Source organism: Neorhizobium sp. DAR64862/K0K3, assembly GCF_050500185.1.
GTDB lineage: Bacteria > Pseudomonadota > Alphaproteobacteria > Rhizobiales > Rhizobiaceae > Neorhizobium > Neorhizobium soli.
Genome location: NZ_CP191449.1, coordinates 1,698,557 through 1,716,401, shown reverse-complemented (window position 1 = coordinate 1,716,401; position 17,845 = coordinate 1,698,557). Strand labels below are relative to the sequence as shown.

The window sequence follows — 17,845 nt, the reverse complement described above, 5'->3', positions numbered from 1 at the left end:
CATGGCGAAGGCAAAGACCGAACGCCGGCTGAAGGACAACGAAGCACAGGCAGTCGCCCGTACGCTTCGCGTCAGCCCGCAGAAGCTAAACCTGGTTGCCGCCATGATCCGCGGCAAGAAGGTTGAACGCGCTCTGGCAGAACTCGAGTTCTCCCGCAAGCGCATCGCAGGCACGGTGAAGAAGACTCTCGAGTCCGCTATCGCCAACGCCGAAAACAACCATGACCTCGACGTCGACACGCTGATCGTAGCGGAAGCCTACGTCGGCAAGTCGATCACGATGAAGCGTTTCCACGCTCGCGGCCGTGGCCGTGCATCGCGGATCGAAAAGCCGTTCGCGCATCTGACGATCGTCGTTCGCGAAGTCGAGGAAAAAGGGGAGGCCGCATAATGGGTCAGAAAATCAATCCTATCGGTTTTCGCCTCGGCATCAACCGTACATGGGACAGCCGTTGGTTCGCCGACAACGCCGAATACGGCCAGCTGCTTCATGAAGACCTGAAGATCCGCGCATACCTGATGTCCGAGCTGAAGCAGGCCGGCATCGCCAAGGTGGTTATCGAGCGTCCGCACAAGAAGTGCCGCGTCACGATCCACTCGGCTCGCCCGGGTCTGATCATCGGCAAGAAGGGTGCGGACATCGAGAAGCTTCGCAAGAAGATCTCCACGATGACCAACTCCGAAACGCACCTCAACATCGTTGAAGTGCGCAAGCCGGAAGTCGACGCAACGCTCGTTGCCCAGTCGATCGCCCAGCAGCTCGAACGCCGCGTGGCTTTCCGCCGTGCGATGAAGCGTGCTGTTCAGTCCGCCATGCGTCTTGGCGCCGAAGGCATCAAGATCACTTGCGCCGGCCGTCTCGGTGGCGCGGAAATCGCTCGTACCGAATGGTACCGCGAAGGCCGCGTGCCGTTGCACACACTGCGCGCCGACATCGACTACGGTACGGCTGAAGCCGAAACCGCATTCGGTATCTGCGGCATCAAGGTCTGGATCTTCAAGGGCGAAATCCTTGAGCACGATCCGATGGCGTCGGAACGTCGCGCGCTGGAAGGCGATGCGCAGGGTCCGGCAAGCCGTGAGCGTGGCGATCGTGGCGACCGTCGCCGCGAACGTGAAAACGCTTGATTAGCGCTGGCGAAAGATAAGCTCGGAGAAGTAATAAAATGTTGCAGCCAAAGCGTACCAAGTTCCGCAAGCAGTTCAAGGGCCGCATCAAGGGCGTTGCCAAGGGTGGCTTCGACCTCGCATTCGGCGAATTCGGTCTGAAGGCTCAGGAACCGAACCGCGTCAACGCACGTGAGATCGAAGCGGCTCGCCGCGCGATCACACGTTACATGAAGCGTGCGGGTCGTGTATGGATCCGCGTATTCCCAGACGTACCGGTCACGGCAAAGCCGACCGAAGTGCGCATGGGTAAGGGTAAGGGTTCTGTCGAATACTGGGCTTGCAAGGTCAAGCCTGGTCGTATCATGTTCGAGATCGACGGCGTTTCGGAAGAGATCGCGCGCGAGGCACTTCGCCTCGGGTCTGCCAAGCTCTCGGTCACGACGCGCTTCGTACAGCGCATCGCAGATTAAGGAGAAGGCACGATGAAAGCCGAAGACGTACGCGGCCTGACCGCCGACCAGCTCAAGGACAAGCTTGCTGACCTGAAGAAGGAGCAGTTTAACCTGCGCTTCCAGAAGGCCACCGGCCAGCTCGAGAAATCCTCGCGCATCACCGAGGTCCGCAAGGATATCGCTCGCGTGAAAACCATTGCCCGCCAGAAGGCGGCAGAAGCCAAGGCCTAAAGGAAGAATAATATGCCGAAACGCATTCTGCAGGGCGTAGTCGTTTCCGACAAGAACGAGAAGACCGTTGTTGTCCGCGTCGAGCGCCGCTTCGCTCACCCTTTGCTTCAGAAGACCGTTCGCCGGTCCAAGAAGTACAAGGCCCATGACGAAAACAACCAGTTCAAGGTTGGTGACGTAGTTTCCATTCAGGAATGCGCCCCGATCTCCAAAGACAAGACCTGGACGGTTATCAACGCCCAGGCTTAAAGACTTCAGGATTTTGCGTCAGGCCCTTGCGTCGGACACAGAATCCTGTAAGAAGCACGCCACTGGCGTAGAACGCTCGGAAACGAGCGTTCTTTTGCTTTCAGCGCACGGAAGGTCCCACTTAGGGAAACCACCTTGGCAAGACCGATCCCGCGCATACTGAAAATGTGTTCATAGCCAGCTCCGTTCGTATTCATGCGCGCGGATAGTTGGTCATTAGAAAAAGGCGACCTGACATGATTCAGATGCAAACAAACCTCGACGTGGCGGATAATTCCGGCGCACGTCGTGTCATGTGCATCAAGGTGCTGGGCGGCTCCAAGCGCAAGTACGCTTCGATCGGCGACGTTATCGTCGTTTCGATCAAGGAAGCTATTCCGCGCGGCCGCGTGAAGAAGGGTGACGTGATGAAGGCGGTGGTTGTGCGTACCGCCAAGGACATCCGTCGCGCCGACGGCAGCGTCATCCGCTTCGACAACAACGCAGCGGTCCTCATCGACAACAAGAAAGAGCCGATCGGCACCCGTATCTTCGGACCGGTTCCGCGCGAACTTCGCGCTAAGAACCATATGAAGATCATCTCGCTGGCTCCTGAAGTTCTGTAAGGAGCGAGAGATATGCAGAAGATCAAGAAGGGCGACAACGTCGTCGTACTGACCGGCAAGGACAAGGGCCGCACCGGTGAAGTAATCCAGGTTATGCCGAAGGAAGACCGTGCGGTCGTTCGCGGCATCAACATGGTGAAGCGCCACCAGCGTCAGTCGCAGACGCAGGAAGCTGGCATCATCAACAAGGAAGCGTCCATCCATCTGTCGAACATCGCGGTTGCCGCGAAAGACGGTAAGCCAACTCGCGTTGGTTTCTCGGTCGTCGACGGTAAGAAGGTGCGTGTCGCCAAGCGTACGGGAGATGTGATCGATGGCTGAGTCCAAGTATGAGCCGCGGCTCAAGGCGGAATACGTTTCCCGCATCCGCGCCGCGCTAAAGGAGCAGTTTTCCTACTCCAACGACATGATGATCCCCAAGCTGGACAAGATCGTCATCAACATGGGTGTGGGCGAAGCAACTGCCGACAGCAAGAAGCCAACGGTTGCAGCAGCCGACCTCGCAGCGATCGCCGGCCAGAAGCCGGTCATCACAAAGGCACGGAATTCCATCGCGGGCTTCAAGGTTCGCGAATTCATGCCGATCGGTGCCAAGGTTACGCTTCGCGGCGCGCGCATGTACGAATTCATGGATCGACTGGTCAACATCGCGCTTCCGCGCGTTCGCGACTTTCGCGGCCTGAACCCGAAGTCCTTTGACGGCCGTGGCAACTTCGCCATGGGCATCAAGGAACACATTGTGTTCCCGGAGATCAACTACGACAAGGTTGATCAGATGTGGGGCATGGACATCATCGTTTGCACGACGGCTACCAACGACGACGAAGCACGGGCTCTCCTGAAAGAGTTCAACTTCCCGTTCCGCCAGTAACCGTAACGACGAGCGTTTAAAAGGAACTCCGATATGGCGAAAACCAGCGCAGTTGAAAAGAACAAGCGCCGCCGCAAGACCGTCGCGGACCATGCAGCCAAGCGTGCTGTATTGAAGGCGACCATCATGAACCAGGAACTTCCGATCGAAGAGCGGTTCAAGGCAACTATCAAGCTCGCTTCTCTGCCGCGCGATGGCTCGAAGACGCGTATCCGCAACCGTTGCGAAGTCACCGGTCGCCCACGCGCTTTCTATCGCAAGCTTAAGATGTCGCGTATTGCACTTCGCGAACTCGGCAGCCTCGGCAAAGTGCCGGGCATCGTCAAGTCGAGCTGGTAAGGAGATCGTTAGATGACCATGACTGATCCCTTGGGCGATATGCTCACTCGTATCCGCAACGGCGCTTCCCGCCGCAAGTCGACTGTTTCGACGCCAGCCTCCAGGCTGCGCGTTCGCGTTCTCGACGTGCTGCAGGCTGAAGGCTACATCCGCGGTTACACTGAAACCGATTTCGGCAACGGCAAGGCCGAGATCGAAATCGAACTGAAGTACTACGAAGGCGCGTCGGTGATCCGTGAGATCGGCCGCGTGTCCAAGCCGGGCCGCCGAGTTTATGTATCGGTCAAGTCCATCCCTCAGGTCGCGAACGGCCTCGGCATCACCATCCTTTCGACTCCGAAGGGCGTGATGGCCGATCACCAGGCTCGCGAACAGAACGTAGGCGGCGAGGTTCTTTGCTCGGTCTTCTAAGACTGCGCAAGGATCTCCCTAGCGAACAGACAGGATTGAATAATGTCTCGTATCGGTAAAAAGCCCGTTCAGGTTCCTGCAGGGATCACGGCCTCGGTTGATGGCCAGAAAGTCACTGCCAAGGGCCCGAAGGGCGAGCTTTTCTTCGTCGCTAACGACGATATCAAGCTTGAAATTAAAGACAATGCCATTTCGGTGACTCCGGTCAACGATTCCAAGGATGCTCGTTCGAAGTGGGGCATGTCCCGCACGATGATCGAAAACATCCTGAAGGGTGTGAAGGACGGTTTCGAGCGCAAGCTTGAAATCAACGGCGTTGGTTACCGCGCGTCGCTGCAGGGCAAGAACCTGCAGCTGGCTCTCGGTTTCAGCCACGACGTGGTCTATCAGACCCCGGAAGGCATCACCATTGCCGTGCCGAAGCCGACGGAAATCATCGTCTCCGGCATTAATAAACAGCAGGTCGGTCAGGTAGCAGCGGAAATCCGCGAATACCGCGGTCCAGAGCCCTACAAGGGCAAAGGCGTCAAGTACGCTGAGGAACGGATCGTCCGCAAGGAAGGCAAGAAGAAGTAAGGACGCGGGATCATGGCTACCAGAAAAGAAGCACTCACAAAGCGTGCGAGCCGTGTTCGCCGTCAGATCAAGAAGGTCGCAAATGGCCGTCCGCGTCTGTCGGTTCACCGCTCCTCGAAAAACATCTACGTTCAGGTCATCGACGACGTGGCCGGCCGCACGCTTGCAGCCGCTTCCACGCTCGACGTCGATCTGCGCAAGTCGCTGAAGACCGGTGCGGACGTTGCAGCAGCTGCTGCCGTTGGCAAGTTGGTTGCAGAGCGCGCTGCCAAGGCTGGCGTGACGGAAGTCGTGTTCGACCGCGGCGCCTTCATCTACCACGGCCGCATCAAGGCTCTTGCTGAAGCTGCCCGCGAAGGCGGCCTGAGCTTCTAAGAAATTTCGCCCGGTCTGCCTGAAGAAGGGGAGGCCGGGCGATTTGCGGTTTTACCGCATCACGTCCGGTACGCCGGACAATCTCAACCTGCCGTTCCACCCGCAAAAGAAAAAGGAAAAGGACAATGGCACAGGAAAGAAGAGGTTCGGGCAACGATCGCCAGAACCGCGAAGAACGCGATAGCGAATTCGTCGACAAGCTGGTCGCGATCAACCGCGTCGCCAAGGTCGTCAAGGGCGGCCGTCGTTTCGGTTTTGCTGCTCTCGTCGTCGTCGGCGACCAGAAGGGTCGCGTTGGCTTCGGTCATGGCAAGGCACGCGAAGTGCCGGAAGCCATCCGCAAGGCAACCGAATCTGCAAAGCGCGATCTGATCTTCGTACCGCTGCGTGACGGCCGTACGCTGCATCACGACGTCAATGGTCGTCACGGCGCCGGCAAGGTTCTGCTGCGCTCGGCCAAGGCTGGTACCGGTATCATCGCCGGCGGCCCGATGCGCGCTGTATTCGAAACGCTCGGCGTCCATGACGTTGTTGCGAAGTCGACTGGTTCGTCGAACCCATACAACATGGTTCGCGCAACGTTCGACGCTCTGAAGCACCAGGTGCATCCGAAGGACGTAGCAGCTCAGCGTGGCCTCAAGTATGCCACCCTGCAGTCGCGCCGCGCCGCTTCCGGCAATGCGTCGGAAGAATAAGAGGAGTCTGAACCATGGCTAAGGCTACGCAGAAGACTGAAGCAAAGACGGTTACCGTTCAGCAGATCGGCAGCCCAATCCGCCGCCCGGCCGAACAGCGCGCAACGCTGATCGGTCTTGGCCTCAACAAGATGCATCGGACCAGCACTCTGGAAGATACTCCTTCCGTTCGTGGCATGATCCGTGCTGTCCAGCATCTCGTTCGCGTCGTCGAAGAGAAGTGAGACGGAGGAATTGACCATGAAACTGAATGAGATCAAGGACAACGAAGGCTCTTCGAAGGACCGTATCCGCGTTGGTCGCGGTATCGGTTCCGGCAAGGGCAAGACCGGTGGACGCGGCGTCAAGGGTCAGAAGGCCCGTTCAGGCGTCTCGATCAACGGCTTCGAAGGCGGTCAGATGCCAATCTACCGTCGTCTTCCGAAGCGCGGCTTCAACAACATCTTCGCATCTGAATACGCAACCGTATCGCTCGGCCGTATCCAGACTGCGATTGATGCTGGCAAGCTCGACGCAAACGCGACTGTCGACGCAGCAGCTCTCAAGGCTGCCGGCGTCATCCGTCGCCTCAAGGACGGCGTTCGCGTCCTGTCCGGCGGCGAACTGACAACCAAGGTTTCGATCGAAGTCGCCGGTGCCTCCAAGGCTGCCGTCGAAAAGATTGAAAAGTCGGGCGGCTCGATCAAGCTGCTCGTGGTTGCTGAAACAGCCGCTGAATAAATCGTTTGAAAATCACCCGGTGTGAGCTTCACACCGGGTGATTTTATGTCCATATGTGAGCCTCACGATCCCCAAGGCAGTCCGGCCGGTCAGCTACCGGGATCAGACGGAAAAATGGGTGAGGCAGGCGATTGCGACAGCATCTCGCGCCCCCAGCTTTCTGAAAACAGAATCAAGACTGCGTTCCGGAAGGCACATGCCGCCGGGGGATGGGTCGGGCGGAGAATTGCATGGCTTCTGCAGCTGAACAACTGGCCTCAAATCTGAATTTCAAAACTTTCGCCAAGGCGGAAGATCTCAAGAAACGACTGTGGTTCACGCTGGCAGCGCTTCTTGTTTATCGCTTGGGCACGCATATCCCGCTGCCAGGCCTCAACCCTGAAGCCTATGCGCAGGCCTTTAGCGGTCAGTCGGGTGGCATTCTCGGCCTCTTCAACATGTTCTCCGGCGGTGCTGTCGAGCGCATGGCGATCTTCGCCCTCGGCATCATGCCTTACATTTCCGCTTCGATTATCGTGCAGCTGATGACTTCGGTCGTCCCGTCGCTCGAGAACCTGAAGAAGGAAGGCGAGGCGGGTCGCAAAATCATCAACCAGTACACTCGCTACGGCACCGTGATTCTCGGCGCGCTTCAGGCCTACGGCATCGCTGCCGGCCTTTCGAGCGGTCAGGGCATCGTGTCCAACCCGGGCTGGTTCTTCACGCTCTCAACGGTCGTCACGCTGCTTGGCGGCACGATGTTCCTGATGTGGCTTGGTGAGCAGATCACCTCGCGCGGTATCGGCAACGGTATTTCGCTGATCATCTTTGCCGGTATTGCCGCAGGCCTTCCTGGCGCGCTCGCCAACACAATGGAACTCGGTCGTACCGGCGCTCTGCCGACGGCTCTGATTCTCACCGTTATCATCGTCGCGATCGCCGTCATTGCGCTGATCGTGTTTGTTGAACGCGCCCAGCGCCGGCTTCTGATTCAGTATCCGAAGCGTCAGGTCGGCAACCGCATGTTCCAGGGCGATACCTCGCACCTTCCGCTGAAGCTCAATACAGCCGGCGTTATTCCGGCAATCTTTGCATCCTCGCTTCTGCTTCTGCCGGCAACGGCTGCAGGCTTTGCCGGCAATTCACAGCTGCCAGACTGGGCGACGGGGATCATTGCAGCTCTTGGCCACGGCCAGCCGCTGTTTATGCTGTTCTACGCCATGCTGATCGCGTTCTTCGCCTTCTTCTACACGGCCATCGTCTTCAACCCGAAGGATACGGCTGATAACCTGAAGAAGCACGGCGGCTTCATTCCCGGCATCCGTCCCGGTGAGCGTACCGCGGAATATATCGATTACGTCCTGACCCGAATCACGGTCGTCGGCGCTATCTATCTCGTCGTGGTCTGCATTCTTCCCGAATTCCTGGTGGCCAGAACGGGCGTTCCGTTAGCCCTTGGTGGTACTTCGCTTTTGATCGTGGTCAGTGTAACCCTTGATACGGTTGCGCAGATCCAGGGACACCTCATCGCGCAGCAGTATGAGGGATTGATCAAGAAGTCGAAACTACGCGGTGGAAAGAGGGGACGATGAGACTGATTCTTTTAGGACCGCCGGGCGCGGGCAAGGGGACCCAAGCCCAGCGGATCGTGGAGAAGCATGGCATTCCGCAGCTCTCCACTGGTGATATGCTGCGGGCAGCCGTGGCAGCTGAGACCGAAGTCGGCAAGCGCGCCAAGGCAGTCATGGATGCGGGCAATCTGGTCTCTGACGAGATCGTCAACGCGATCGTCTCCGAGCGCATAGACGCGCCTGACTGCGCGAACGGTTTCATCCTTGACGGTTTTCCCCGCACGCTCGTGCAGGCGGACGCCACTGAGGCGATGCTGTCTGCCAAGGGGCTCGATCTTTCCGTGGTGATTGAACTTCGCGTCGACGATAAGGAGCTTGTCCGTCGCGTCTCCGGTCGCTATTCCTGCGCCCAGTGCGGGACGGTCTACCACGACTCGGATAAGAAGCCTTCGTCGGAGGGCACGTGCGACAAGTGTGGCTCGACCCACTTCAAGCGTCGGCCGGACGACAACGCCGAGACCATGACCAAGCGTCTCGAGGTTTACTACAAGGAAACCTCGCCGCTCATTGGTTACTACTATGCAAAAGGCAAGCTCAAGGTTGTCAATGGCATGGCCGAGATGGATACTGTCACGGCCGATATCGAAAAGATCCTCGCCAGTCTCTGAGACTGTCTTGGATGGGTTAAAGAATCTTGGGGTGGAGCAGTTGCATTCAAGCACTGATTCCGCTACACACCGCGCCAACTCGCGACAGTTTTACAGCGATCGGCGCGGATTCCCGCAAGGACATCCGGGGCGATCATTTTGCCTGTCTCGTATGAAGTTTGAACTGGCGACCGTATCCAAAGGTCGCTTTCATGGAAGAAGTACCGCTTGCCGGATGGCAACCGGAACGCAAGGAGAATAGACGTGGCACGTATCGCTGGCGTCAACATCCCGACTGCGAAGCGCGTTGTCATCGCGCTGACCTACATTCACGGGATCGGCCCGAAATTCGCACAGGAAATTATGGAGAAGGTTGGTCTTGCCGCTGAAAAGCGCGTCCATCAGCTGACCGACTCTGAAGTCCTGCAGATCCGCGAAACCATCGACCGCGATTATCGCGTCGAAGGTGATCTTCGTCGCGAAACCGCGATGAACATCAAGCGCCTCATGGACCTCGGCTGCTATCGCGGCCTGCGTCACCGTCGTGGCCTTCCGGTCCGCGGTCAGCGCACGCACACCAATGCCCGCACCCGCAAGGGTCCGGCAAAGGCGATTGCTGGTAAGAAGAAGTAATTTTGGATCGATAGTCGCAAAGCGGGCAGGGCTCCTGTCCGCTTTTTCGTGACTGTTCGATCTGAGGTGGAGCCGCTGGCATTACGGCGGTGCAGAGATCAACGAAAGGAATACCATGGCCAAGGAAGCCACACGCGTACGCCGCCGCGAACGCAAAAATATTACGTCGGGCGTTGCCCACGTCAATTCGACGTTCAACAACACGATGATCACCATCACCGATGCACAGGGCAATGCAATTGCCTGGTCGTCTGCTGGTGCCAAGGGCTTTAAGGGTTCGCGCAAGTCGACCCCGTTCGCAGCTCAGATCGCTGCCGAAGACTGCGCCAAGAAGGCTCAGGAGCACGGCATGAAGTCGCTCGAAGTCGAAGTCTGCGGTCCGGGTTCCGGTCGCGAATCGGCTCTGCGCGCTCTGCAGGCTGCCGGCTTCATGATCACCTCGATCCGCGACGTGACCCCGATCCCGCACAACGGTTGCCGCCCGCGCAAGAAGCGCCGCGTCTAATGGACGTTTTTGGAGCTCGCTTCGCAGCGATCTTCATCTGAACCCGGTAATAGCCGCTCCGTCTCCTGAAAGAGTCGAGGCGGCTTTCACCGTATAGCCGGAAGGGTATTTCCGGTGTTCCTCGTGCTCGGTTACCACGATTGGATGGTGGTAACGAACGGAAGGTAGTAGGTCATGATCCAGAAGAACTGGCAGGAACTGATTAAGCCGAACAAGGTGGAGTTTTCCTCTTCCGGCCGTACAAAGGCAACGCTTGTTGCTGAGCCTCTCGAGCGCGGCTTCGGCCTGACGCTCGGCAACGCGCTTCGTCGCGTACTTCTGTCGTCGCTGCGCGGTGCTGCTGTTACCGCAGTGCAGATCGACGGCGTTCTGCACGAATTCTCCTCCATCCCCGGCGTTCGGGAAGATGTGACGGACATCGTGCTGAACATCAAGGAAATCGCCATCAAGATGGATGGTGACGATTCCAAGCGTATGGTCGTGCGCAAGCAGGGCCCGGGCTCCGTTACCGCCGGCGACATTCAGACGGTTGGCGATATCGAGATCCTCAACCCCGACCACGTGATCTGCACGCTCGACGAGGGTGCTGAGATCCGTATGGAATTCACGGTCAACAACGGCAAAGGCTACGTTCCTGCCGATCGTAACCGTGCGGAAGATGCTCCGATCGGTCTCATCCCGGTCGACAGCCTGTATTCCCCGGTCAAGAAAGTGTCCTACAAGGTGGAAAACACCCGTGAAGGCCAGGTTCTCGACTATGACAAGCTGACCATGACCATCGAAACCGATGGTTCGGTCTCGGGTGAAGACGCCGTAGCCTTCGCCGCTCGTATCCTTCAGGACCAGCTGTCGGTCTTCGTCAACTTCGACGAGCCGCAGAAGGAAGCAGAAGAGGAAGCCGTCACCGAACTCGCGTTCAACCCGGCGCTCCTCAAGAAGGTCGACGAACTGGAACTTTCCGTCCGTTCGGCCAACTGCCTGAAGAACGACAACATCGTCTATATCGGCGACCTCATCCAGAAGACCGAAGCCGAGATGCTCCGCACTCCTAATTTCGGTCGCAAGTCGCTGAACGAGATCAAGGAAGTTCTGGCATCCATGGGCCTCCATCTTGGTATGGAAGTTCCTGCATGGCCGCCGGAAAACATCGAAGATCTCGCCAAGCGTTACGAAGACCAATACTAACAGGATCAGACTGCAGGCGAATGCCTGCAAGTGAAGGAGACACACCATGCGTCACGGAAATTCGGGCCGTAAGCTCAACCGCACCGCAAGCCACCGCAAAGCCATGTTTGCCAACATGGCGGCTTCGCTCATCACCCATGAGCAGATCGTAACAACCCTGCCGAAGGCGAAGGAAATTCGCCCGATCGTCGAAAAGCTCGTCACCCTCGGCAAGCGCGGCGACCTGCACGCTCGTCGTCAGGCGATCTCGCAGATCCAGGATCAGGACGCTGTTCGCAAGCTGTTCGATGCCATCGCTTCGCGTTACGCAACCCGCAACGGCGGCTACCTGCGCATCATGAAGGCCGGCTATCGTCAGGGCGACAACGCTCCGATGGCTGTGATCGAATTCGTCGAGCGCGACGTCGATGCCAAGGGCGCAGCCGACAAGGCTCGCGTTGCTGCTGAAGCAGAAACTGCCGAAGCCGCATAATTCGATCCAAGGATCGCACTTTTCGAAAAGGCCGGGTGGAAACGCCCGGCCTTTTCTTTGGGGAAATGAGGGGGCGGGCTCGAGCATGACTGCACCACGATCCATACGCGTTCAACGCTGCCTCGCCGCGCTGCTTGTGATCTCCGCGGGGCTTCTGCTGCGCCGCTTCGGCTACGATCTCGGTCTTTCCTTCTTTGTCGTGAAATACGGTGGGTCAGTTCTCTGGGGTGCGATGGTGTTTCTTGCGTTGGCCACGCTGACCGGATCGGTGAACATCGGCAGGCTCGCCTTTGCGGCATTCCTCATCGCCCTTATCGTCGAATTCTCAAGGCTCTATCACACGCCCGAGTTGGATGCGTTTCGACTGACGACGGCCGGCAAACTGTTGCTCGGACGCGTGTTTTCCCTGTGGAATATCGCAGCTTACGCTTTCGGTATCGGGACTGCCGCATTTGTCGAGGCGTGGGTCCTCAAACGGGGACGTAGATCTTCTGTTTGATATGCTTGAGATTGGCGACGATCGTGAATGTCATCACCACCAGCAGGGACCACGAACTCCATTTACCAAGATGCACCACCGACCACGCCCCGATCTGGTTCGGATATTGCCAGATCCCGAAAAAGGTCGAGATGTTCTCCGCCAGCCAGATAAAAAAGCCGATCAGCACGAAGGCGACCAGAAGCGGCATCCGTCTGTCTCGATCGTAGGGCCGGAAGGTGACGGTCGTGCGGGCGTAAAGGCCGAGCGCACAGGCGGCGATATACCAGCGGTAGTCGCCGATGAAATGGTGAGTGAAGAAATTCGCGTAGATCGCAATCGCGATCAGGCCAGCCATCCAGTAGCTGGGATGGTGGTTGATCCGCAGATCGAAAAGCCGCCAGGCCTGGATGATGTAGCTCCCCACGGCGGCATACATGAAGCCGGAAAACAGCGGTACGCCCAGCACTTTCGTATAGGCGAAGTCAGGGTATGACCATGACTGGATGCTGCCGGAGGTCTTGAACACTTCGAGCGCAAAGCCAACCACGTGGAAAAGTCCGATCGCTTTTGCCTCATCCCAGGTTTCCAGCTTGCTCCAGATCATCAGGGACTGGATGGCGAGCGCGATGATCAGCAGAACGTCGTAGCGCGGGATGCCGAACACGCCCGTTCGCGGAACGATGAAGATCGACACAAAAAACAGTCCGGCGAACAGGCAGGCCCGCGCTTCTTTGATGCCGAAGTAGAGAAACTCGATGACGAAACGCGTGATACCGTGGATTTCTCCAAACGGCCGATGGTTGCAAAGATAGACATCCAGCAGGGATAGTCGTTTGCCGTCCACAGTCGATTCTGGTGTCATCAAAACATCTCCGCTGCACGGACTGAAGCCTGTGGGGGCTTTGACTGTCAAGTCCGGGGGATGTCAGGCTGACCGGCCTGCCGAATGACTGAAGCTCCCTATATCGCTGTTGCCACATCCCGTTTTTTTAGCGACAATCGAGCCGTGACGCATTTGGTGGGAGGAGCCCGATGCATGACCCTGTTTCCCATGCCGACCAAGTCTACGCGTCGGCCAATTCCCCTGTCGCGAGTTCAGCTGTAGTCGCGTCCTGGCGCCGCTGCATGACCATGCATCACTTGGCGCCAGAGGACCGGCGGATGCCGGAGCGGGTGACAGAGCAGGAACTGGACGTCGCCCGAAAACAGTCGGAGCGTCTTATCGGGCAGGCGAGGGACGAGCTCGACCGGCTGTTCATGGTCGTCGGTCGCGCTGGCTGCTGCATCCTGATGACCGACAGCAAAGGTATCGCGCTTGACCGTCGCGGCGCAGCGGGCGACGACAAGGATTTTCGTGCGCTGGGCCTCTGGACCGGCTCGGTCTGGACCGAGGAGAGTATCGGCACCAACGGGATCGGCACCGCAATCGCCGACGACCGGCCGATATCGATCATCCGCGACCAGCACTTCTTTGCATCCAATATCGATCTGAGCTGCACAACTGCGCCCATTCGTGATCACCGTGGAGTTCTGGCCGGCGCGCTCGATGTCTCGACGTGCCGAAGTGACGCAAACGAAGGCACGATCGCCATCCTGTCGCAGACGGTGCGTGAGGCGGCATCCCGCATTGAGCTGAACCTGTTCCGAAACGCGTTTCAAGGTGCCCGCTTCGTGATGGTGCCGAGTGAGACGGGATCTCCAATGGCGCTCCTGGCTGTAGATCGCGACGACCTTGTGATCGGCGCCACGCGGGCTGCGCGATCGGCGCTGCGTCTGGACGACGATCGGATTGCGGAAGGGATCCCGGCCTCCGATCTGCTTCACGAATCGAGCCGGGATGCGCGAGAACTCCTGGGCGATGCCGAGCGCTCGGCGCTTCTTCGGGCGCTGTCTCGTGTCCACGGCAACGTTTCGCTGGCAGCCCAGGTGCTCGGCGTCAGCCGTTCCACCCTGCATCGCAAGATGAAGCGATTTGGCATTCAATGACGGGGAGTTTTGTCGCAGACTTGCGACAGAGTGCATCGCGGTATCGCGGGTGAGGCCTGTTTTCACCACGCCAGAAGCGCAGATTCTGTTCCATCGGGTTCGCTTTGAACCTGTTCATCATGGGAGGATGACATGCTGCATCAGAAAATCGTTGAGTCACCGTTCAAGCTGAAATACGGCAACTATATCGGCGGTGAGTGGAAAGAACCGATCAGCGGCAAGTATTTCGACAACGTCACGCCGATCACCGGCGGCAAGATCTGCGAGATCCCGCGGTCTGACGAAAAGGATGTCAATGCGGCGCTCGACGCTGCACACGCCGCCAAGGAAAAATGGGGCCGCATGGCGCCGGCTGACCGCTCGAACATCCTGATGAAGATCGCCCAGCGGATGGAAGACAAGCTGGAAGTTCTGGCGCAGGCCGAAACTTGGGACAACGGCAAGCCGATCCGTGAGACAATGGCAGCCGACATCCCGCTCGCCATCGATCACTTCCGCTATTTCGCATCCTGCATCCGTGCCCAGGAAGGTTCGATCAGTGAAATCGACCACGATACGGTCGCCTATCACTTCCACGAACCGCTTGGCGTCGTCGGCCAGATCATTCCGTGGAATTTCCCGATTCTGATGGCCGCCTGGAAGCTTGCACCGGCGCTTGCCGCCGGCAACTGCGTTGTCATCAAGCCGGCCGAGCAGACGCCGGCCTCGCTTCTGGTCTGGGCGGAACTCGTCGGTGACCTCCTGCCACCCGGCGTGCTGAATATCGTCAATGGTTTCGGCCTCGAAGCCGGAAAACCTCTTGCGACCAGCAACCGGATTGCCAAGATCGCCTTTACAGGAGAGACCACGACAGGCCGGCTGATCATGCAATATGCCAGCCAAAACCTTATCCCTGTCACGCTCGAACTTGGCGGCAAGTCGCCGAACATCTTCTTCGCCGATGTGATGAATGAAGACGACGATTTCCTCGACAAGGCGCTGGAAGGCTTTGCGATGTTCGCGCTGAACCAGGGCGAAGTCTGCACATGCCCCAGCCGCGCACTGATCCAGGAATCGGTATACGATCGTTTCATGGAGCGGGCGGTCAAACGCGTCGAAGCCATCACGCAGGGCAACCCGCTCGATAGCTCGACCATGATTGGCGCGCAGGCATCCTCGGAGCAGATGGAAAAGATCCTGTCCTATCTCGACATCGGCAAGCAGGAAGGCGCGGAAGTGCTGACTGGCGGCGTCAAGAACGATCTCGGCGGGGAATTGGCGAACGGCTACTACATCAAGCCGACGATCTTCAAGGGCCACAACAAGATGCGGATCTTCCAGGAGGAGATCTTCGGACCGGTGGTGTCGGTAACGACCTTCAAGGACGAAAAGCAGGCGCTGGAGATCGCCAACGATACGCTGTACGGGCTCGGCGCCGGCGTGTGGACGCGCGACGGCAACCGCGCCTACCGCTTCGGCCGGGAGATCCAGGCCGGCCGCGTGTGGACCAATTGCTATCACGCCTATCCCGCGCATGCGGCATTCGGCGGGTACAAGCAGTCCGGGATTGGTCGCGAAAATCACAAGATGATGCTCGACCACTACCAGCAGACCAAGAACATGCTGGTGAGCTACAGCCCGAAGAAGCTCGGGTTCTTCTGATCGATCTCAACCCAAGCATGGGCTCCCGGCTGCAGGGTCGGGAGCCTTTTCAATGTCTCGATGCGAACAGGAATGACATGATGGATGCGACAATCAACGGCGAACCGCGCGTCACGGCCACGGATTCCGCGCTGAACTTCATTGCCGAGATCCAGGCGGACCACCCGGACATCCTGTTCCACCAATCAGGCGGCTGCTGCGACGGGTCGTCACCCATGTGCTATCCGAAGGGCGATTTCATGCTTGCCGACCACGACGTGAAGCTGGGCGAAATCGGCGGCGTGCCGGTCTATATCAGCGGGAGCCAGTTCGAGGCCTGGAAGCACACACAGCTGATTATCGATGTCGTGCCCGGTAGGGGCGGCATGTTCTCGCTCGACAATGGGCGTGAAAAGCGCTTCCTCACCCGGTCACGACTATTCGGCGGCGGTGAGGCCTGCGCGATACCTGCCATACGTTGACGCCGCCCACTATGTCGTGGTGGCGGGACGTGCCGGACGGGTCTTGCCGCGCTTCCAGTTGAGGAACGGCTTCCTCAGCGGCCGGTAGGCGAGCAGCAGCCCGATCGCTGCGATATGGATAAACGGAACGAGCGTCACCGACTTCACCGCGAGCACATAGTGGAGCGCGCCGCCCAGTGCCACGAGATAGATCAGCTTGTGCATTTTCACCCAGGTCTGTCCGAGCTTGCGGATCGACCAGTTGTTGGATGTCACCGCAAGCGGGATCAGCAGCAGCAGGCAGGCAAAGCCGATTGTGATATAGGGGCGCCGCACGATATCGCTGCCAACAGCGCCGAAGTTCAGCTGCAGATCGAGCAGAAGATAGACGCTGAAATGGAACACGACGTAATAGAAGGCGAGCAGCCCTAGCGCACGGCGATAGCGGATCCAGTTGATCCCGAGAATATCGCGAAGGGGCGTGACGGCGAGCGTCAGGATGATGAAACGCAACGCCCAGATGCCGATCAGGTGCTCGAACGTCTTGACCGGATTGAAACCCAGCCCGCCCGTCGCGGCCTGATAGAAGTACCACGCCGCGGGACAAAGCCCCACGACGTAAAGTGCCCAGATGCTGGCGGCATGGTATCGGCGGGGCAGGGCTGGGATCGAGAGCATGGTCAGTAGTTCGCTTTCAGGTCCATGCCGGTATAGAGGCTCGCCACTTCGTTCGCATAGCCGTTGAAGGGCAGGGTATCGACGCGCTTGGTTCCGAAGAAGCCGCCTTCGCCGATCCGCTGTTCGGTCGCCTGACTCCAGCGCGGATGGTCGACGGCCGGATTGACGTTGGAATAGAAACCGTATTCCCGGGCGTTCGAATTCTTCCAGGTGGTCTGTGGCTGCTCTTCGACCAGCTTGATCTTGACGATCGACTTGATCCCCTTGAACCCATACTTCCACGGCACCACGAGCCGGATCGGCGCACCGTTCTGGTTGGGCAGCGTTTCGCCGTAGAGACCGACAGCGAGAATGGTCAGCGGATGGCGCGCTTCGTCAAGGCGCAGGCCTTCGACATAAGGCCAGGGTAGAGCCTGGAAGAGACCGCCTTGGCCGGGCATTTCCTCGGGACGCACGACCGTCTCGAACGCCACGTATTTCGCGCTGCCAAGCGGCTCGACCTGGTCGAGGATCGCCGCCAGGGGGAAGCCGATCCACGGGATCACCATCGACCATCCCTCGACACAGCGCATGCGGTATGTCCGCTCCTCGAGCTTCATCTTGAGGATCTCGTCGAGACCGAATTCCTTCGGCTTGCCCACCATGCCCTCGACCTTGACGGTCCAAGGTGTCGGCTTGAACGCGCCGGAATTCTGCGAGGGATCTTCCTTGCCGACCCCGAATTCGTAGAAATTGTTGTACGTGGTCACCGCCTCTTTGGGCGTCAGCTTTTCGTCCAGCTTGTAGGGGCCGGGCGCTGCACTGAGGGCTGCAGCGAGTGCGCCCGTACCTCCAAGGACAGAAAGGCCGGCGCCCGCGGCGACGGTGCCCACGAAATTTCGACGCGACAGATAGATGTCGCGCGGCGTGATCTCAGTCGGCGAAATGTGGGGTGGGCGAAATGCGGGCATTGCGGATCTCCTTCAGGCAAAAGCCTATCCTGTGCTTATACGT

General features: G+C 58.6%; 28 protein-coding genes. 25 read left to right on the top strand and 3 right to left on the bottom strand.

Annotation, left to right across the window (positions count from 1 at the left end):
• Window position 1: 1 nt before the first annotated feature.
• The 22 genes from rplV (at window position 2) to ACQY1L_RS08295 (ending at window position 12,125) form a co-directional block, all read left to right on the top strand.
• Window positions 2-391 carry a 50S ribosomal protein L22 gene (gene rplV / locus ACQY1L_RS08400; RefSeq protein WP_062457763.1) on the top strand — a complete coding sequence of 130 codons (390 nt, stop codon included), beginning with the start codon at window positions 2-4 and terminating at the stop codon, window positions 389-391.
• Entirely contained in the window at window positions 391-1,128 is a 738-nt protein-coding gene (gene rpsC / locus ACQY1L_RS08395) for a 30S ribosomal protein S3 (RefSeq protein ID WP_062457759.1), read from the top strand. The genes rplV and rpsC overlap by 1 nt, the downstream gene beginning before the upstream one ends.
• A 38-nt stretch (window positions 1,129-1,166) precedes the next feature.
• On the top strand, window positions 1,167-1,580 hold the full coding sequence (gene rplP, locus ACQY1L_RS08390; protein ID WP_062457756.1) for a 50S ribosomal protein L16: 414 nt from the start codon (window positions 1,167-1,169) through the stop codon (window positions 1,578-1,580).
• Window positions 1,581-1,592: 12 nt separating this feature from the next.
• Complete coding sequence (gene rpmC, locus ACQY1L_RS08385) at window positions 1,593-1,793, top strand: 50S ribosomal protein L29 (protein ID WP_007770142.1); 201 nt, start codon at window positions 1,593-1,595, stop codon at window positions 1,791-1,793.
• Window positions 1,794-1,805: 12 nt separating this feature from the next.
• Window positions 1,806-2,042 carry a 30S ribosomal protein S17 gene (rpsQ, locus tag ACQY1L_RS08380; protein ID WP_062457753.1) on the top strand — a complete coding sequence of 79 codons (237 nt, stop codon included), beginning with the start codon at window positions 1,806-1,808 and terminating at the stop codon, window positions 2,040-2,042.
• 236 nt (window positions 2,043-2,278) lie between these two features.
• Entirely contained in the window at window positions 2,279-2,647 is a 369-nt protein-coding gene (rplN, locus tag ACQY1L_RS08375) for a 50S ribosomal protein L14 (protein WP_052638136.1), read from the top strand.
• A gap of 12 nt (window positions 2,648-2,659) precedes the next feature.
• The gene (rplX, locus tag ACQY1L_RS08370) at window positions 2,660-2,968 is read left to right on the top strand and encodes a 50S ribosomal protein L24 (RefSeq protein WP_062457750.1); all 309 of its coding nucleotides are present in this window, start codon (window positions 2,660-2,662) and stop codon (window positions 2,966-2,968) included.
• Window positions 2,961-3,518, top strand: coding sequence for a 50S ribosomal protein L5 (rplE, locus tag ACQY1L_RS08365; RefSeq protein ID WP_062457747.1), 558 nt, complete (start codon window positions 2,961-2,963; stop codon window positions 3,516-3,518). The genes rplX and rplE overlap by 8 nt, the downstream gene beginning before the upstream one ends.
• Window positions 3,519-3,551: 33 nt before the next feature.
• Window positions 3,552-3,857, top strand: coding sequence for a 30S ribosomal protein S14 (rpsN, locus tag ACQY1L_RS08360; RefSeq protein ID WP_062457744.1), 306 nt, complete (start codon window positions 3,552-3,554; stop codon window positions 3,855-3,857).
• Window positions 3,858-3,869: 12 nt separating this feature from the next.
• A complete protein-coding gene (gene rpsH, locus ACQY1L_RS08355; RefSeq protein WP_062457741.1) occupies window positions 3,870-4,268 on the top strand; it encodes a 30S ribosomal protein S8 in 399 nt (132 codons plus the stop codon).
• Between the two features lie 42 nt (window positions 4,269-4,310).
• On the top strand, window positions 4,311-4,844 hold the full coding sequence (gene rplF / locus ACQY1L_RS08350; RefSeq protein ID WP_430243764.1) for a 50S ribosomal protein L6: 534 nt from the start codon (window positions 4,311-4,313) through the stop codon (window positions 4,842-4,844).
• Between the two features lie 12 nt (window positions 4,845-4,856).
• Complete coding sequence (gene rplR / locus ACQY1L_RS08345) at window positions 4,857-5,219, top strand: 50S ribosomal protein L18 (RefSeq protein WP_062457734.1); 363 nt, start codon at window positions 4,857-4,859, stop codon at window positions 5,217-5,219.
• Window positions 5,220-5,344: 125 nt separating this feature from the next.
• On the top strand, window positions 5,345-5,914 hold the full coding sequence (gene rpsE, locus ACQY1L_RS08340) for a 30S ribosomal protein S5 (RefSeq protein WP_062457730.1): 570 nt from the start codon (window positions 5,345-5,347) through the stop codon (window positions 5,912-5,914).
• Between the two features lie 14 nt (window positions 5,915-5,928).
• Window positions 5,929-6,138: a 50S ribosomal protein L30 gene (gene rpmD, locus ACQY1L_RS08335; protein WP_062457727.1), complete on the top strand. Its 210-nt coding sequence runs from the start codon at window positions 5,929-5,931 to the stop codon at window positions 6,136-6,138.
• Between the two features lie 16 nt (window positions 6,139-6,154).
• A complete protein-coding gene (rplO, locus tag ACQY1L_RS08330) occupies window positions 6,155-6,634 on the top strand; it encodes a 50S ribosomal protein L15 (protein WP_062457725.1) in 480 nt (159 codons plus the stop codon).
• A 230-nt stretch (window positions 6,635-6,864) separates the two neighbouring features.
• Window positions 6,865-8,205 (top strand): preprotein translocase subunit SecY, encoded by a 1,341-nt coding sequence (gene secY / locus ACQY1L_RS08325; RefSeq protein WP_062457722.1) that lies wholly within the window; start codon window positions 6,865-6,867, stop codon window positions 8,203-8,205.
• On the top strand, window positions 8,202-8,852 hold the full coding sequence (locus ACQY1L_RS08320) for an adenylate kinase (RefSeq protein WP_430243760.1): 651 nt from the start codon (window positions 8,202-8,204) through the stop codon (window positions 8,850-8,852). The genes secY and ACQY1L_RS08320 overlap by 4 nt, the downstream gene beginning before the upstream one ends.
• Window positions 8,853-9,095: 243 nt before the next feature.
• A complete protein-coding gene (rpsM, locus tag ACQY1L_RS08315; protein ID WP_062457717.1) occupies window positions 9,096-9,464 on the top strand; it encodes a 30S ribosomal protein S13 in 369 nt (122 codons plus the stop codon).
• A 115-nt stretch (window positions 9,465-9,579) separates the two neighbouring features.
• Window positions 9,580-9,969, top strand: coding sequence for a 30S ribosomal protein S11 (gene rpsK, locus ACQY1L_RS08310; RefSeq protein WP_007766864.1), 390 nt, complete (start codon window positions 9,580-9,582; stop codon window positions 9,967-9,969).
• Between the two features lie 174 nt (window positions 9,970-10,143).
• Complete coding sequence (locus tag ACQY1L_RS08305) at window positions 10,144-11,154, top strand: DNA-directed RNA polymerase subunit alpha (RefSeq protein WP_062457714.1); 1,011 nt, start codon at window positions 10,144-10,146, stop codon at window positions 11,152-11,154.
• Window positions 11,155-11,200: 46 nt separating this feature from the next.
• Window positions 11,201-11,626: a 50S ribosomal protein L17 gene (rplQ, locus tag ACQY1L_RS08300; RefSeq protein ID WP_062457711.1), complete on the top strand. Its 426-nt coding sequence runs from the start codon at window positions 11,201-11,203 to the stop codon at window positions 11,624-11,626.
• 85 nt (window positions 11,627-11,711) lie between these two features.
• The gene (locus tag ACQY1L_RS08295) at window positions 11,712-12,125 is read left to right on the top strand and encodes a DUF2809 domain-containing protein (RefSeq protein WP_184655186.1); all 414 of its coding nucleotides are present in this window, start codon (window positions 11,712-11,714) and stop codon (window positions 12,123-12,125) included.
• Here ACQY1L_RS08295 and ACQY1L_RS08290 read toward each other — a convergent pair.
• On the bottom strand, window positions 12,097-12,969 hold the full coding sequence (locus ACQY1L_RS08290; RefSeq protein WP_430243756.1) for a DUF817 domain-containing protein: 873 nt from the start codon (window positions 12,967-12,969) through the stop codon (window positions 12,097-12,099). The genes ACQY1L_RS08295 and ACQY1L_RS08290 overlap by 29 nt on opposite strands.
• Window positions 12,970-13,139: 170 nt before the next feature.
• Between ACQY1L_RS08290 and ACQY1L_RS08285 the strand changes: the two genes are divergently transcribed.
• The 3 genes from ACQY1L_RS08285 to ACQY1L_RS08275 all read left to right on the top strand — a co-directional run bounded on the left by ACQY1L_RS08285 (window position 13,140) and on the right by ACQY1L_RS08275 (window position 16,195).
• A complete protein-coding gene (locus tag ACQY1L_RS08285; RefSeq protein WP_184655184.1) occupies window positions 13,140-14,093 on the top strand; it encodes a helix-turn-helix domain-containing protein in 954 nt (317 codons plus the stop codon).
• 132 nt (window positions 14,094-14,225) lie between these two features.
• Window positions 14,226-15,734, top strand: a complete 1,509-nt coding sequence (gene adh, locus ACQY1L_RS08280) for an aldehyde dehydrogenase (protein ID WP_062580275.1) — start codon at window positions 14,226-14,228, stop codon at window positions 15,732-15,734.
• Window positions 15,735-15,814: 80 nt separating this feature from the next.
• A complete protein-coding gene (locus ACQY1L_RS08275) occupies window positions 15,815-16,195 on the top strand; it encodes a DUF779 domain-containing protein (RefSeq protein WP_062457697.1) in 381 nt (126 codons plus the stop codon).
• A gap of 9 nt (window positions 16,196-16,204) precedes the next feature.
• Here the strand turns inward: ACQY1L_RS08275 and msrQ are convergent, their stop codons facing one another.
• Complete coding sequence (gene msrQ / locus ACQY1L_RS08270) at window positions 16,205-16,852, bottom strand: protein-methionine-sulfoxide reductase heme-binding subunit MsrQ (protein ID WP_062457694.1); 648 nt, start codon at window positions 16,850-16,852, stop codon at window positions 16,205-16,207.
• 2 nt (window positions 16,853-16,854) lie between these two features.
• The gene (msrP, locus tag ACQY1L_RS08265; RefSeq protein ID WP_430243753.1) at window positions 16,855-17,802 is read right to left on the bottom strand and encodes a protein-methionine-sulfoxide reductase catalytic subunit MsrP; all 948 of its coding nucleotides are present in this window, start codon (window positions 17,800-17,802) and stop codon (window positions 16,855-16,857) included.
• Window positions 17,803-17,845 lie beyond the last annotated feature (43 nt).

Excerpts from the sequence above, each read along its gene's own strand:
- msrQ (WP_062457694.1), bottom strand. The coding sequence starts at position 16,852 with ATGCTCTCGATCCCAGCCCTGCCCCGCCGATACCATGCCGCCAGCATC.
- rplN (WP_052638136.1), top strand. The coding sequence starts at position 2,279 with ATGATTCAGATGCAAACAAACCTCGACGTGGCGGATAATTCCGGCGCA.
- ACQY1L_RS08290 (WP_430243756.1), bottom strand. The coding sequence starts at position 12,969 with ATGACACCAGAATCGACTGTGGACGGCAAACGACTATCCCTGCTGGAT.
- ACQY1L_RS08320 (WP_430243760.1), top strand. The coding sequence starts at position 8,202 with ATGAGACTGATTCTTTTAGGACCGCCGGGCGCGGGCAAGGGGACCCAA.
- rplR (WP_062457734.1), top strand. The coding sequence starts at position 4,857 with ATGGCTACCAGAAAAGAAGCACTCACAAAGCGTGCGAGCCGTGTTCGC.
- adh (WP_062580275.1), top strand. The coding sequence starts at position 14,226 with ATGCTGCATCAGAAAATCGTTGAGTCACCGTTCAAGCTGAAATACGGC.
- rpsN (WP_062457744.1), top strand. The coding sequence starts at position 3,552 with ATGGCGAAAACCAGCGCAGTTGAAAAGAACAAGCGCCGCCGCAAGACC.
- rpsH (WP_062457741.1), top strand. The coding sequence starts at position 3,870 with ATGACCATGACTGATCCCTTGGGCGATATGCTCACTCGTATCCGCAAC.
- ACQY1L_RS08285 (WP_184655184.1), top strand. The coding sequence starts at position 13,140 with ATGCATGACCCTGTTTCCCATGCCGACCAAGTCTACGCGTCGGCCAAT.
- rpsC (WP_062457759.1), top strand. The coding sequence starts at position 391 with ATGGGTCAGAAAATCAATCCTATCGGTTTTCGCCTCGGCATCAACCGT.
- msrP (WP_430243753.1), bottom strand. The coding sequence starts at position 17,802 with ATGCCCGCATTTCGCCCACCCCACATTTCGCCGACTGAGATCACGCCG.
- rplQ (WP_062457711.1), top strand. The coding sequence starts at position 11,201 with ATGCGTCACGGAAATTCGGGCCGTAAGCTCAACCGCACCGCAAGCCAC.
- ACQY1L_RS08275 (WP_062457697.1), top strand. The coding sequence starts at position 15,815 with ATGGATGCGACAATCAACGGCGAACCGCGCGTCACGGCCACGGATTCC.
- rplF (WP_430243764.1), top strand. The coding sequence starts at position 4,311 with ATGTCTCGTATCGGTAAAAAGCCCGTTCAGGTTCCTGCAGGGATCACG.
- rplP (WP_062457756.1), top strand. The coding sequence starts at position 1,167 with ATGTTGCAGCCAAAGCGTACCAAGTTCCGCAAGCAGTTCAAGGGCCGC.
- rpmD (WP_062457727.1), top strand. The coding sequence starts at position 5,929 with ATGGCTAAGGCTACGCAGAAGACTGAAGCAAAGACGGTTACCGTTCAG.
- rplX (WP_062457750.1), top strand. The coding sequence starts at position 2,660 with ATGCAGAAGATCAAGAAGGGCGACAACGTCGTCGTACTGACCGGCAAG.
- rpsE (WP_062457730.1), top strand. The coding sequence starts at position 5,345 with ATGGCACAGGAAAGAAGAGGTTCGGGCAACGATCGCCAGAACCGCGAA.
- rpsQ (WP_062457753.1), top strand. The coding sequence starts at position 1,806 with ATGCCGAAACGCATTCTGCAGGGCGTAGTCGTTTCCGACAAGAACGAG.
- rplV (WP_062457763.1), top strand. The coding sequence starts at position 2 with ATGGCGAAGGCAAAGACCGAACGCCGGCTGAAGGACAACGAAGCACAG.
- ACQY1L_RS08295 (WP_184655186.1), top strand. The coding sequence starts at position 11,712 with ATGACTGCACCACGATCCATACGCGTTCAACGCTGCCTCGCCGCGCTG.
- rplE (WP_062457747.1), top strand. The coding sequence starts at position 2,961 with ATGGCTGAGTCCAAGTATGAGCCGCGGCTCAAGGCGGAATACGTTTCC.
- rpmC (WP_007770142.1), top strand. The coding sequence starts at position 1,593 with ATGAAAGCCGAAGACGTACGCGGCCTGACCGCCGACCAGCTCAAGGAC.
- rplO (WP_062457725.1), top strand. The coding sequence starts at position 6,155 with ATGAAACTGAATGAGATCAAGGACAACGAAGGCTCTTCGAAGGACCGT.
- secY (WP_062457722.1), top strand. The coding sequence starts at position 6,865 with ATGGCTTCTGCAGCTGAACAACTGGCCTCAAATCTGAATTTCAAAACT.
- ACQY1L_RS08305 (WP_062457714.1), top strand. The coding sequence starts at position 10,144 with ATGATCCAGAAGAACTGGCAGGAACTGATTAAGCCGAACAAGGTGGAG.
- rpsK (WP_007766864.1), top strand. The coding sequence starts at position 9,580 with ATGGCCAAGGAAGCCACACGCGTACGCCGCCGCGAACGCAAAAATATT.